The 11996-nt window shown below is 65.1% G+C and carries 13 protein-coding genes and 1 pseudogene; 10 read left to right on the top strand and 4 right to left on the bottom strand.

Annotated features, from left to right (window positions below):
- The coding region (locus VGH54_RS09000; protein ID WP_331511602.1) for an STAS domain-containing protein at positions 1-786 on the bottom strand (786 nt) is incomplete at its 3' end.
- 159 nt (positions 787-945) lie between these two features.
- Between VGH54_RS09000 and VGH54_RS08995 the strand changes: the two genes are divergently transcribed.
- Complete coding sequence (locus VGH54_RS08995) at positions 946-1311, top strand: anti-sigma factor antagonist (RefSeq protein WP_331511601.1); 366 nt, start codon at positions 946-948, stop codon at positions 1309-1311.
- Positions 1312-1314: 3 nt separating this feature from the next.
- Here the strand turns inward: VGH54_RS08995 and VGH54_RS08990 are convergent, their stop codons facing one another.
- Complete coding sequence (locus VGH54_RS08990) at positions 1315-2493, bottom strand: acyl-CoA dehydrogenase family protein (protein ID WP_331511600.1); 1179 nt, start codon at positions 2491-2493, stop codon at positions 1315-1317.
- Complete coding sequence (locus VGH54_RS08985) at positions 2490-3476, bottom strand: phosphotransferase family protein (RefSeq protein ID WP_331511604.1); 987 nt, start codon at positions 3474-3476, stop codon at positions 2490-2492. Before VGH54_RS08985 ends, VGH54_RS08990 begins: the two co-directional genes overlap by 4 nt.
- 160 nt (positions 3477-3636) lie before the next feature.
- Between VGH54_RS08985 and VGH54_RS08980 the strand changes: the two genes are divergently transcribed.
- From VGH54_RS08980 to VGH54_RS08945, 8 genes are all read left to right on the top strand, one after another.
- Entirely contained in the window at positions 3637-4569 is a 933-nt protein-coding gene (locus VGH54_RS08980) for a class I SAM-dependent methyltransferase (RefSeq protein ID WP_331511598.1), read from the top strand.
- 215 nt (positions 4570-4784) lie between these two features.
- On the top strand, positions 4785-5051 hold the full coding sequence (locus VGH54_RS08975) for a hypothetical protein (RefSeq protein WP_331511597.1): 267 nt from the start codon (positions 4785-4787) through the stop codon (positions 5049-5051).
- Positions 5048-5203: a DUF6131 family protein gene (locus VGH54_RS08970; protein WP_331511596.1), complete on the top strand. Its 156-nt coding sequence runs from the start codon at positions 5048-5050 to the stop codon at positions 5201-5203. Before VGH54_RS08975 ends, VGH54_RS08970 begins: the two co-directional genes overlap by 4 nt.
- 60 nt (positions 5204-5263) lie before the next feature.
- Positions 5264-5422 (top strand): DUF6131 family protein, encoded by a 159-nt coding sequence (locus tag VGH54_RS08965; RefSeq protein WP_331511595.1) that lies wholly within the window; start codon positions 5264-5266, stop codon positions 5420-5422.
- A gap of 122 nt (positions 5423-5544) precedes the next feature.
- The gene (locus VGH54_RS08960; protein ID WP_331511603.1) at positions 5545-6249 is read left to right on the top strand and encodes a response regulator transcription factor; all 705 of its coding nucleotides are present in this window, start codon (positions 5545-5547) and stop codon (positions 6247-6249) included.
- Between the two features lie 2 nt (positions 6250-6251).
- A complete protein-coding gene (locus tag VGH54_RS08955) occupies positions 6252-7724 on the top strand; it encodes a HAMP domain-containing sensor histidine kinase (protein WP_331511594.1) in 1473 nt (490 codons plus the stop codon).
- Between the two features lie 247 nt (positions 7725-7971).
- Positions 7972-8913 carry a hypothetical protein gene (locus VGH54_RS08950; protein ID WP_331511593.1) on the top strand — a complete coding sequence of 314 codons (942 nt, stop codon included), beginning with the start codon at positions 7972-7974 and terminating at the stop codon, positions 8911-8913.
- Between the two features lie 167 nt (positions 8914-9080).
- Positions 9081-10580, top strand: coding sequence for an RNA polymerase sigma factor (locus VGH54_RS08945; protein WP_331511592.1), 1500 nt, complete (start codon positions 9081-9083; stop codon positions 10578-10580).
- Positions 10581-10953: 373 nt separating this feature from the next.
- Here VGH54_RS08945 and VGH54_RS08940 read toward each other — a convergent pair whose 3' ends face one another.
- The gene (locus VGH54_RS08940; protein WP_331511591.1) at positions 10954-11427 is read right to left on the bottom strand and encodes a lipoprotein LpqH; all 474 of its coding nucleotides are present in this window, start codon (positions 11425-11427) and stop codon (positions 10954-10956) included.
- Between the two features lie 308 nt (positions 11428-11735).
- Here VGH54_RS08940 and VGH54_RS08935 point away from each other — a divergent pair.
- Positions 11736-11996 (top strand): annotated as a pseudogene (locus VGH54_RS08935) (MBL fold metallo-hydrolase); the annotation flags it as partial.

Below are 11996 nucleotides of genomic sequence, written 5' to 3'. Positions count from 1 at the left end.
CAGCGTGAGTGCGATCTCCGATGACAGTCCGGTGATGATGACGCTGGCACCCATCAAGCCGGACGCGTCGACGGTCTGCACCAGGTGGTTGGCCACCGTCGAGTCGATGGTGGGCACGCCGGTGATGTCGATGACGACGACCTTGGCCCGGTTGGCGCGAATGGCCCGCAGTAGTTGCTCGGTGACCTGCCGAGCGCGCTGGCTGTCCAGCACGCCGATGATCGGCAGAATCAGCAACTGCTCGCGCACCTGCAGCACCGGCGTCGACAGCTCGCGGATGGCCTCCTGCTGCTGACGGATGATGCGCTCGCGTTCCTGCACGAAGCCGACGGCGACGGTGTTGGCGATCCGGTTGGCCGCGGGTTCGTAGGCGTCGAGCACCCGGTTCAGCAGGTCGAAGTCCGTCTGGTACTTCTCGAACAGCGACCGGGCCAGCACGTCGCGCAGCAGCAGGACGATGCCGACGACCTCGTTGGTCTCCACACCACGCGGAATGATGCGTTCGGACAAGTCTCGCGCGTAGTCCTGCAGCGCCTCGACGCTACCGGTCTCGAGCACCTCGACGTAGCTGTCGTACACCGTCGTGGCCTCGGAGAAGATCTCCTCTGGCGACATCGCGGTGAGCAATTCGGCCTCGGTGATCCTGCGGGCCCATTCCTCGCGCAACACCGTTCGGTTCTGGCGCAGGTGCTGCACTAGCTGTGGCAGCAGCAAACCCGCACCCGAAGCTGCCGACCCCTGGCCGACGCCGCCGGTTGACAAGAGATCTGCTGACTGATCCGCCATTGAACCTCCCGGATCTCGGCGTTGGACACCAATCCCGCGCCCTAGACTAACCGAGCCTCGCGGTGACGGCCGTTGAAGTAGTATTTCTGCGAATTTGCCAGGCGGCGAGGGTCGGCACCGGATCCGCCAGGAGCGACCAGACCCAGATGAAGGATGGCCGTGTCAGCTGCGGATCCGATCACTACCTCCGTCGCGCATCGGGAAGGTGTCGCCGTGGTGAGCATCGGCGGCGAAATCGATTTGAGCACCGCGCCCGCCTTCGAAGAGGTGATCGCGGAAGCGCTCGAAGGAGGTCCACCCGCCCTTGTGGTCGAGCTTTCCGGGGTGACCTTCATGGCATCGGTGGGGCTGCGGATATTGGCGGCCACCCAGGAAGAGGTCGGCTCATCGATTCAGTTCGCAGTGGTGGCCGACCATGCGGCGGCGAGCAGACCGATGCAGCTGACCGGTCTGGACAATGTCATTTCGTTGTACCCGACGCTGGACGAGGCCTTGACCGCGCTGGGCCCGGCCGCCGTCGACTAGCGGCTACGGACGCAGCACCTGGCGCGCGATCGCGTACTTGTGCACCTCGGTCGGGCCGTCGTACAACCGGAAGGCCCGCAAGTCGGAGAAGATCATCCCGACCGGTGTCTCGTCGGAAATGCCGATGCCGCCGAGGATTTGGACGCAGCGGTCGGCGACCTTGAACAACTCCTCGGACACGTAGGCCTTCACCATTGAGCTCTCGTGTCTGCCGGTGCCCCGGTCGCCCTTGTCCAGCGTCCAGCACGCCCACCAGATTCCGAGTCGGCATTGCTGCAAGGCGATTTCGTTGTCGGCGATCATGAAGCTGACGCCCTGATGTTCACCGAGCGTCTTGCCGAACGCGGTGCGCTCGCGGGCGTGCCGTACCGCGATCGACTGCGCGCGCGAGGCGGCCCCGAGCCAGCGCATGCAGTGGGTCAGCCGGGCCGGCGCCAGCCGCAGCTGTGCGTAGCGCAAGGCCTGGCCGACCTCGCCGAGCACTGCCGAGGCGGGCAGTCGCAGATCGTCGAACCGCACGACGCCGTGGCCTTCGACGTAGTTGCGATCCATCGTGTTCATCACCCGCTCGATCTCGATGCCCGGGGTCGCACCGTCGCAGAGGAACAGCGTTGGCCCGTCGGCGCCGTGCGGATTCGGCGCGACGCGGGCCATGATGATCCAGGTGCGGGCGCCGTTGGCTCCGGTGATCAACCACTTGTGGCCATTGATGACGTAGTCGCTGCCGTCGAATTCCGCCATCGTGGCCAGTTGGTTGGGATCTGAACCGGCACCGCCGGGTTCGGTCATCGCGAACACCGACCGCTGCCGTCCGTCGATCACCGGGACAAGGAATTCGCCGATCTGCTCGGCATTGGCGACCTTGCCCAACAGGAACATGTTGCCCTCGTCGGGCGCGGCGCAGTTGAGCGCGATCGGGCCCAGCGTCGACCAGCCGGCCGCCTCGAACAGCACGGCCTGCTCGCGGTGCGACGGCTCGCGGCCACCAAAACGCTTGGGCGCCTGGAATGTCAGCAGTCCGGCGTCGCGGGCCAGCTCCACCAATTCGGAGCGCAGAGCGTCGTCGGGACCGTGCCGGGTCAGGCGGGGGTCGGTCTCGTAGGGCACGATCTTGTCGCTGACGAATGCCCGGATTTCGTCGCGCAGTGCCGAGGTCTCGGCGGGTATGTCGAAATCGATCATGCGGTTTCCATCAGTGTCAGCGCCTGCTCGAAGAGTCGCACCGTGGCGTCGTGAAGCAGGTCGCCGACCTCCTTCGGGGCCTTGCCGGCGCTGGCCCTGGCGTGGGTGCCCTCCAGCACGATGCCGAGTTTGAAGCAGGCAAGCACGGTATACCAGGTGACGTGCGACAGGTCGCGGGTGGTGTTGCGGGCGTAGCGCTCGACCAGGTCGCTGGGGGCGGCCAGTCCGCCCTTCTCGAAAAGCGTTCCGCCGAACGCGGCGGACTGTCCCCAGGTCGCCAGCAGCCAGCCGAGATCCAGCAGCGGATCGCCGATCGTGGACATCTCCCAGTCGACGATCGCGACGACCTGAGGGCCGGTGCGGGAGAACATCACGTTGGCCGCGTGATAATCGCCGTGCATGATGCCCGGTGTCCTCGCCGTCGGACGGCCTTCTTCGAGCCACCTGGCCACATCGTCGACGCCGGGAATGTCTGGGCCAGGGTAGTTTTCGAACTCGTTGTAGGAGTCCAACTCCGAAAGCCAGCGTGGCACTTGACGTTCCAGGAAACCGTCCGGCTTGCCGTAATCGCTTAAGCCCACCGCGGCGTAGTCCACCGCGCCGAGCTTGGCCAGCGCGTCGGCCATCGATAGCCCCATCTCGAACCGCACTGCCGGGTCGGCGGCGTGCAGCTCGGGTAATTCCTGGCCGGCGTTGAACCCGTCGATCGGCTCCATCAGATAGAAGACCGCATCGCCGAGCACGCCCGGGTCGTCGCAGCTGGCGATCAGGCGGGGATGCGGTACGTCAGTCCCGGCCAGCGCCGCCAGCACTTGTGTCTCGCGCATGATCACGACATTGCTGCGCGGGCGTAGATGCTTCGGCCCGCGGCGCAGCACATACGGCCGGCCTGACCGGGTGAACCGCAACATGATGTTCTGCGTTCCGCCGCTGATCGTGGAAACGTTCTCCAGTGGGCCGTCGCCTAGCCCCTGCTTCGACATCCACTCGGCGAGACCGTCCGGGGCTTTGAGCTCCTCCACGAAGGTGAAGCTACTACGAGGCGGCGGGTGCGCCGATCGCAGTTCCGCGCACTCTCGGCCCAGCATCCTCACAGCGGGCACCGGTAGTGTCCGATACTGGCTACTAATAGGAGGAACGACGATGCCGCGCACCGACAACGATTCCTGGGAGATCACCGAGAGTGTGGGGTCGACGGCGCTCGGTGTGGCCGCGGCCCGCGCCGCTGAGACCGACAGCGACAACCCGCTGATCCAGGATCAGTTCGCCCGGGCATTTCTGGACGCGGCCGGTAAAGGTATGTGGAGCCTGACGTCTGATCCCGAGTTGTCAGCCGCCCTGACCGATCTTGTTCCGGACCTGGCAGCGCACACCCAGGCGATGGTCGACTTCATGGCGGTGCGCACCAAATGGTTCGATCAGCTCTTCCTCGACGCGGTGTCCTCCGGTGTTCGCCAGGTGGTGATCTTGGCGGCCGGCCTGGACTCACGTTCGTGGCGGCTGTCGTGGCCCGCCGGTACCACTGTGTACGAGCTTGATCAGGCCAAGGTGCTGGACTTCAAGTCGAGCACCTTGGCGCAGCGCGGCGCGCAGCCGACCGCGCGCCTGGTGAGCGTCGCGGTCGATCTGCGGGACGACTGGCCAACGGCATTGCGGGAAGCGGGCTTTGACGAATCCGTGCCCACGATGTGGTCGGCCGAGGGGCTACTGCGCTATCTGCCCGCGGAGGCCCAGGATTTGCTCTTCGAGCGAATCGATTCGCTCAGCGCGGCGGGCAGCCGGCTGGCCACCAACGGGCCCTCGAAGCAGGCAGTGAACCCGGATCTGCTGGCCAGACAGCGGGAGCAGTCGACGCGTTTCCGTGCTGCGGCCGCTCAGGTGCTCGGCGCCGAAATCCCCAACGTGGAAGAACTCTGGTATCCCGAGGAGCGCACCGAAATCATCGACTGGCTGGGCGAGCGTGGCTGGGACGCATCGGCTATCGGCATGGCCGATCTGCTGGCCCGTCATGGGCGCACTGTTCCCGGCGACGACGTGATGCCCCACGTCGTATTCACCTCTGCGCGCCTGCCCTGATTTGCTGAACCGCTAACAGCGCTCGAGTCAGGTATTCGAGGGCTCGCCAATATTCTTGTACCCGAGTACCTATCTGGCGTCACAAGCCCGGTAAACCCGCTGAAGGGCTGCGTCGGCGCAATTAGCTCCTCTGTCGGTTATTCAGATATTCGTCCAAATGTTTGGACGTTCAAAGCCCTGGGTACATTAGCTCTGCTCTACGGTTTTGTCCGACAATGGAGGTCAGGATGCGTGGCGGAGGTTTAATCAGTGCGGTTGTGGTGGTCTGGTTGGTAATCGGCGTCATCGCCGCGTTCCAACGGGACTACCTGAAAAACACCGCTCAGAATTGTGCCACTTTGGGCACTATCGCAGTCACAGTGATCGCAGGTCCCCTAAATTATGCGGGTGTCAACCCAAAGGTGACCGATTGTCATCTGCCGCAACCCAGTTCGATGCCCACCATAGACATCGACAAGGTGATTGGAATGGAGGCGTCATGATCGCGCTGGGCATCATCTTGCTGATACTCGGATACGTACTGAAAGTGGCTGTGCTGCAAACGATCGGTGTGATCCTGCTGGTTATCGGTGCTGTGTTGTGGGTGCTGGGTTCCGTTGGTCGGCCGGTGGGTGGCAGACGCTACTGGTACTGACGCCGATCCCTGCACACCAAATCTGAATACCTGAAATCTGAATACTGAAATGGAGTCGTCATGATCATTCTCGGAATCGTTTTGATCGTCATCGGATATCTCGTTCCAAGTCTCAGCATCTTGTACACAATTGGTGGCATCCTCGTGGTCGTTGGTGTGATTCTGTGGATTTTGGGCGCCGTCGGTCGGCCGGTGGGCGGTCGTAAAGTCTGGTTCTAACCCGCTGACCCCTTGAGGTTGGCTCACAGCTGGCACATAGGAACGGCATAGCAATGCCCCACCGGGGCTGCGCATACTAGATAGTTGTGAGCCAACCCCAAGCCCCCGTCGAACGCATCGTCATGCGTCGTGCCGACGGGAACCCGATCAACGTGCTGGTGGTCGACGACGAACCCGTCCTCGCCGAAATGGTGTCGATGGCATTGCGTTACGAAGGCTGGAACATCGCCACCGCCGGCGACGGAGCGGCAGCTCTGGAATCCGCGCGATCGCAGCGGCCGGACGTTGTCGTTCTGGACGTGATGTTGCCCGACATGAGCGGGCTGGACGTGTTGAGAAAACTTCGCGAAGAGAGCCCGCAGCTCCCGGTGCTGCTGCTGACCGCGAAGGACGCCGTCGAGGACCGTATCGCCGGACTCACCGCCGGTGGCGACGACTACGTCACCAAGCCGTTCAGCCTGGAAGAAGTGGTCCTGCGGTTGCGCGCACTGCTGCGGCGCACCGGGGTCACGACGGAAGACAGCGGCGCGCAGCTGATCGTCGGCGATCTGGTCCTCAACGAGGACAGCCACGACGTGACCCGCGCCGGTGAGCCAATCTCGTTGACGTCCACCGAATTCGAGCTGTTGCGCTTCATGATGCGCAACTCCAAGCGGGTACTGAGCAAGGCGCAGATCCTGGACCGCGTGTGGAGCTACGACTTCGGCGGTCGTTCCAACATCGTCGAGCTGTATATCTCCTACCTGCGCAAGAAAGTCGACAACGGGCGCGAGCCCATGATTCACACGCTTCGCGGCGCCGGCTACGTCCTCAAGCCGGCACGCTAGCCATGGGCCAGGCTTGGTCCCTTCGGCTTCGGCTGTTGGTCGGTCAAGTCGTCGTGCTCGCCGTCGTGTGTATCGGAATCGGCGCGGCGACCGAGCTCGCCCTGTACCGATACCTGGTCGCACAACTCGATACTCAGTTGCGCGACGCCTCGCAGCGTTCCGTGCGGATAATCGGCGAACCGCCCACCGCGCCGTGGCGCCATCACCAGCGGACGTTTCCCCGACCGGGCCCGGGCCCGGTCTTCCTGGACGCTCCGGGCCAGCCGGTGGGCATGGTCGCGGCGGTCACCAGCCAGGGCGGGGCGACCGATGCCGGTTACCTGACCACCGCCGGTAGTCGCGCCGCATTGACCGACGCCGCCCGGGCTGAGCTGGGCGCGCTGCCGGTCAACCGGCCGCCGGCGACCATAAACGTCGACGGCTTGGGCCGTTATCGCGTGGTCGCCGCATACGCCCGACGCAGTGGCGACGTCGTCATCACCGGCCTGTCGATGTCCGACGTCGACGCGACGATGATCCGCGTCCTGCTGATCTTCGGCGTCGTCACCGTGATCGCCGTTGCGGCGGCCACCACCGCCGGCATAGTGATCATCCGCCGTGCGCTGGCCCCGTTGCGGCGGGTCGCCCAAACCGCAGGCGAGGTCGTCGATCTGCCGCTGGACCGCGGCGAAGTCGCACTGCCGGTGCGGGTGCTCGAGTCAGATGCCAACCCGCGCACCGAAGTTGGTCAACTGGGCTCCGCGCTCAACCGAATGCTCGACCATATCGCTGCCGCATTGTCTACCCGGCAGGCGAGTGAGACGCGGGTACGGCAATTCGTCGCCGACGCCAGCCACGAGCTGCGGACCCCGTTGGCCGCCATCCGTGGTTACACCGAGCTGGCCCAACGCGTGGGAGACGACACCGAGGCCGTGGCGCATGCGATGAGCCGCGTGCAGTCCGAAACCGAGCGGATGACCCACCTCGTGGAGGACCTACTCCTGTTGGCCCGCTTGGACTCCGGGCGGCCGCTGGAACGCGAATCGGTGGACCTTTCGCGGGTGGCGGTCGACGCGGTCAGCGATGCGCACGTCGCCGGTCGGGATCATCAGTGGGAGCTCGATCTGCCGGAAGAGCCGGTGATCGTCCTCGGCGACGCGGCCCGACTGCATCAGGTGCTGACCAACCTGTTGGCCAATGCCCGCGTGCACACCGGCCCGGGAACCGTCGTGACCACTCGATTGGATTCCGACGGAACGCATGCCGCGCTGAGCGTGTGCGACAACGGGCCCGGAATACCGGAGCAACTGCAGTCGGAGGTATTCGAGCGCTTCGCCCGCGGCGATACATCGCGGTCCCGCAAGGGCGGCAGTACGGGCCTGGGCCTGGCCATCGTCTCGGCGGTGGTGAAAGCACACAACGGCACGATCACGCTGGACAGCGCGCCGGGTCACACTGACGTCACCGTTCGATTGGCGCTGACGGCCGACGCATAGCAGTCAACTGCGGCGCGCGGGGCATCGCTGCGACGGGGGTGTGGTGTGCACACCGCGTCGAGGAGTGGTGCCTGCTACCTGGCCTGCTCCATCGCCGTGGGCCGAGACTCTGTGATCAGAGCACAGGTCGACCCAAAATAGTCGCCCAAAAAAACTTCCGAAAAAAGTGTCCGACAAGCCGACGTTGGTGGCTCCTACCTATGACGGCGGCCCACCCGGGGCGGCGACCACAACTAAGGAACACACCATGAGCAACATCCATCACCTGAACACGATGACCTTCACGAGGCCATCCGCTAACGCGAACATCGCGCCGACCAATTACATGACCCCGCCTGCCGACTCCACCGTGGCGTCCGCGTGGTCATCGAGTGCGCTCGGGGACCCGGCAACCGACGACGAGGATATCGCCGACCTTGCCGAACTCCCGCCTGAACCGATCAGCCCGGCCGCGAGGCGGTGGCCGCTCGGCAAGAATGCGGTGGTGGCTGCGGCCGTGGTTGCCGCCATTGGGGCCGCCGCTGTCTCGGTCGGTCTGGCTATCGTCACCACCAGCGGCTCAGACCAGCCGAAACCGGCGAACGTGGTCCCGGGCGCCGCTATCGTCCCCGCCCCCTCGGGTCCCGTCGTGGCCCCGGCGGCACCAGTTGCTCCGGGGGCACCGCCGGTTGTCGGCCAGCCGGATAGCGCGCAGCCCGCATCCGGGGCGGCCAGCTCCCCGGGTGCCGGCTATTCGAATGCCGGCGGTGCACCGGCGCCGGCCGGGATTCCTGCTCCCCCCGACAGCGGACCACCGCCCGCCGATCCCGGCACACCTCCGGCCAGTTGGCCTGGCGGACCGAGCGTCGCTGTCGGGCCCGATGGGGTGTCGGTGAGCGTGCCAAATGGCCCCAGTGTCCAGGTCGGCCCGCTCGGGCCGCCGAACGAGCAGGGCGGCGGGCAAGGTCAGTCCGGCGCCGGCCAGGGTCAGCAGGGCAGCGGTCAGCAGAGCGGTGGCCCGCAGAGTGGCGGCCAGGGCCAGCAGAGCGGCGGCCAAAAGAGTGGCGGCCAGGGCCAGCAGAGCGGTGGCCAGCAGAGTGGTGGCCAGAAGAGTGGTGGCCAGCAGGCCGGTGGCCAGCAGAGTGGCGGCAAGAACGGCGCGCCCAAGGTCTGCATTCCGTGTCAGAACCTGAACGCTGGACATCTGTGAGGCAGCCGAATCGCGGGTACGGGCGAGGCCAGGTGTTGATCCTGTCCTCGCCTGTATTCTCGCGCGCCAGGGAATCCGAATTACCTGCGCGGACGCGGGCGAATACGCGCACACTTAGCGGCAGCGCTTCTTTGGATTTTGACGCGTAATCGGTTGGAAGCGATGCCATGACCGCACTCCCTGACTGGGACATCGTCAGCGACGCCGAGCTGGCCCGTGCGGCAGCTGCCGGCGACCGGGCCGCGTTTGCCGGAATTTATGACCGCTACGGCGACCGATTGCACGACTTCTGCGTCGGGATGGTCCGCGACCGCGATGCGGCGGCCGACTGTGTGCAAGACGTGTTCTGCACCGCGGCGGTACAGCTGCCGAAGCTCCGTGACCCCGACAAGCTGCGTCCGTGGCTGTATGCCATCGCCCGCAACGAGGCGCTGCGCTGTATCCGCCAGCGTCGGCGCGAAGAGGTAGTCGACGAGCTACCCGAGACGGCAACTGCCGATGCCGGCCCAGATACCCTGGCCGCGCGTACCGAGCTCGCTGCTCTGATTGCCGAGGCCGCTGGCGGCTTGTCCGATCGAGACCGCTCGGTGCTGGAGTTGGCTTACCGCCACGGCTTGGACGGACCCGAATTGGCCGAGGCGCTGGGCGTCAGCGCGGGCAACGCCACCAAAATGGTGTCACGGCTGCGCGAAACCATCGAACGCTCGCTTGGAGCGCTGTTGGTGGCTCGCCGAGCCCAGCGCAACCCGCAGGGATGCGCGGAACTCGGTGCGATTCTCGCCGCCTGGGACGGCCAGTTCAGCGTTCTGCTGCGCAAACGCATCGTCCGGCACATCGATGCGTGCCCAACCTGCGAGGAAAACCGCCGCGAGCTGGTGAACCCCGCCGCTCTGTTGGGCGCGCCGATACTGATTCCCGCCCCTTGGTGGCTGCGTGGCCATACCTTGAGCCGGATTCAACTGACCGCTGCCGACTTCGCCCTGAGCAGCAGTGCGGCGGCTGGCATCTCGGGCCGCGGGGCACGGGGTCAACATGGCGGGGGCAACGAAACCCGCTCCCGTCTCACCGGCCGTCGGACGCAGATCGCCGGGCTGGGTGCTGCCGCCCTGCTTGCCGCGTTCATGTTGATGCTCGCGTGGCTGCACCCCCACAACGTCTCCGTTAACCCCGCGGACCTGACGGGAACGCCGCCCATGCCGACACCCGCGGCGTCGCCTCCTACCCCGGCAGCACCCAGCCCCGCACCGCCTCCGACCGCGGCACCTTCCAATCCCGCTCCGCTACCGCCACCGGTGGGCCCGAACAACACGGTTCCCGTAGTAACGGTGGCTCCTACCCAACAACCATCGCTGATTCAGCCGCCCGCCCCAGTGATGACGCAATGTCCGAATGGTGTCACGGTGCCCGCGGGTCAGTCGTGTCCGGCGCCGGTGACGCAGTGTCCCAGCGGGAGGACGGTGCCGGCCGGGCAACCGTGCCCGCCGGTGACCACGCAGTGTCCGAATGGTGCGACGGTGCCCGCGGGTGAGCCGTGTCCGGCGCCGCCTGCGACGGCGAGATGTTGGGACGGCAGCACCGCCCCCAACCCCTCGAAATGCCCTCCGCAAATACGTTCTTGGCGACCTGCGCAATCCCCTTCACGAAGTTTCTTGGGAGGATCGGGCTGAAACGCTGAACGGGGTCAGTTTGCCAGGTCATCCGCCAAAAGCCGAAACGGTTTTGGCGTTCGGCTGGCCTTAATTGGACAAGCTTATTCACTGCACACGTCAAGAATCTGATTAAAGACGGCGCTTCCTGTTTCCGCGCCCACCGCCTGGGGCGTTGTCGACCTGGCCGCACTCTTGGCGAGAGTATTTGCGCTTCGCGTGCGGCGACACATCTCGATCCCGCAAGGGGGCCTTCACGGTTCGATTGCAGCTCGCTGAGGCGTGAAACTCAAAGATATACAACAGGATTGATCGTCCTGTGGGGATCTTCACCGCGCGACAGCGACGCCGGGTCGTCGCTGTCGCGTCGTGCGATTCGACCGAGATCGAGGCGCTAGGGGCAGGTCACATCGATTTCAAAGGGCTTGTTCACGGGTTGCATCGGGTTGGCCATGTCCACCCCGGTCGCAGTTCCGCTGACCTTGTATTTGCTGCCGTCCTTGGTCGCGTTGGCGTTGCCCTGGCCGGTGCCCGGGGTGTAGCCAAGCGTCACACCATTGACGTTGCCCAGCCCGACCGACTTAACCGACGGCGGGTTGGCATCGGTCAGCACGACGCCGATGCCGGTTTGTGCTCCACCGATGGCGATGTTGACGGTGCCGGCGGCACTGCTGCACGCAACGGTGCCTTGCACGCTCTGGTCTTTGCCGTCGATGGTGACCTTCGCTGGCGAGGAGCCACTCGACGCGGCCGCGGTGCTCCCGTTCGACGATGTGCTGGAGCTGCTCTTCTTGTCGCTTGAACAGCCAGACAGACCCACGACGACGATCGCCAGCCCTGCTGCGGCGACCGTTACTGAACGCTTCACCGGGTTCTCCTTTGTTGTTGTGGCGGCCCGTCAACGTTGACGGACCGTTTCGGCAGTATGCAGCTTTGCTGGAACCGTGGATAGCGAATTGAGCAAAAATTAAGCTCCCTGTTGAGACGGCCTGATCCCGCTTCAGCAGAAATTTGCCCGTCGTATTCCTGCGCGGCGAAATAGTCGCGTCAAAGCCGGGGCCGGTTAAATGTCGGAGACTCCGCGATAACGTTTTCCTAACTGAGTCGCCGGAAAGCCCCAGACGTTCGACAAGCTGTCGCTTCCAACACGGGTGCAATAGTGGCAATGTCTGTCCCGTGAACCACGAGGCGCCGACCGCGCTAATCGCATCCGCACATCAGAATCGCCGGCTACCACTAGACGACACAGCCGATTTCGCAGACGCCGACCGGGGATTCATCGCCGCGCTGACGCCATGCGTCGTGAAGGCTGCCGACGGGCGAGTGGTGTGGGACAACGACCGGTATTCGTTCCTCACAGGTGACGCACCGCCATCGGTGGATCCCAGTCTGTGGCGGCAATCCAAGCTGACCGCCAAACAAGGCCTGTACGAAGTC

It is taken from the genome of Mycobacterium sp. (assembly GCF_036488105.1).
Taxonomy (GTDB): domain Bacteria; phylum Actinomycetota; class Actinomycetes; order Mycobacteriales; family Mycobacteriaceae; genus Mycobacterium.
The sequence above is the reverse complement of the archived record's forward strand: the minus strand, read 5'-3'. Positions and strand labels throughout refer to the sequence as shown.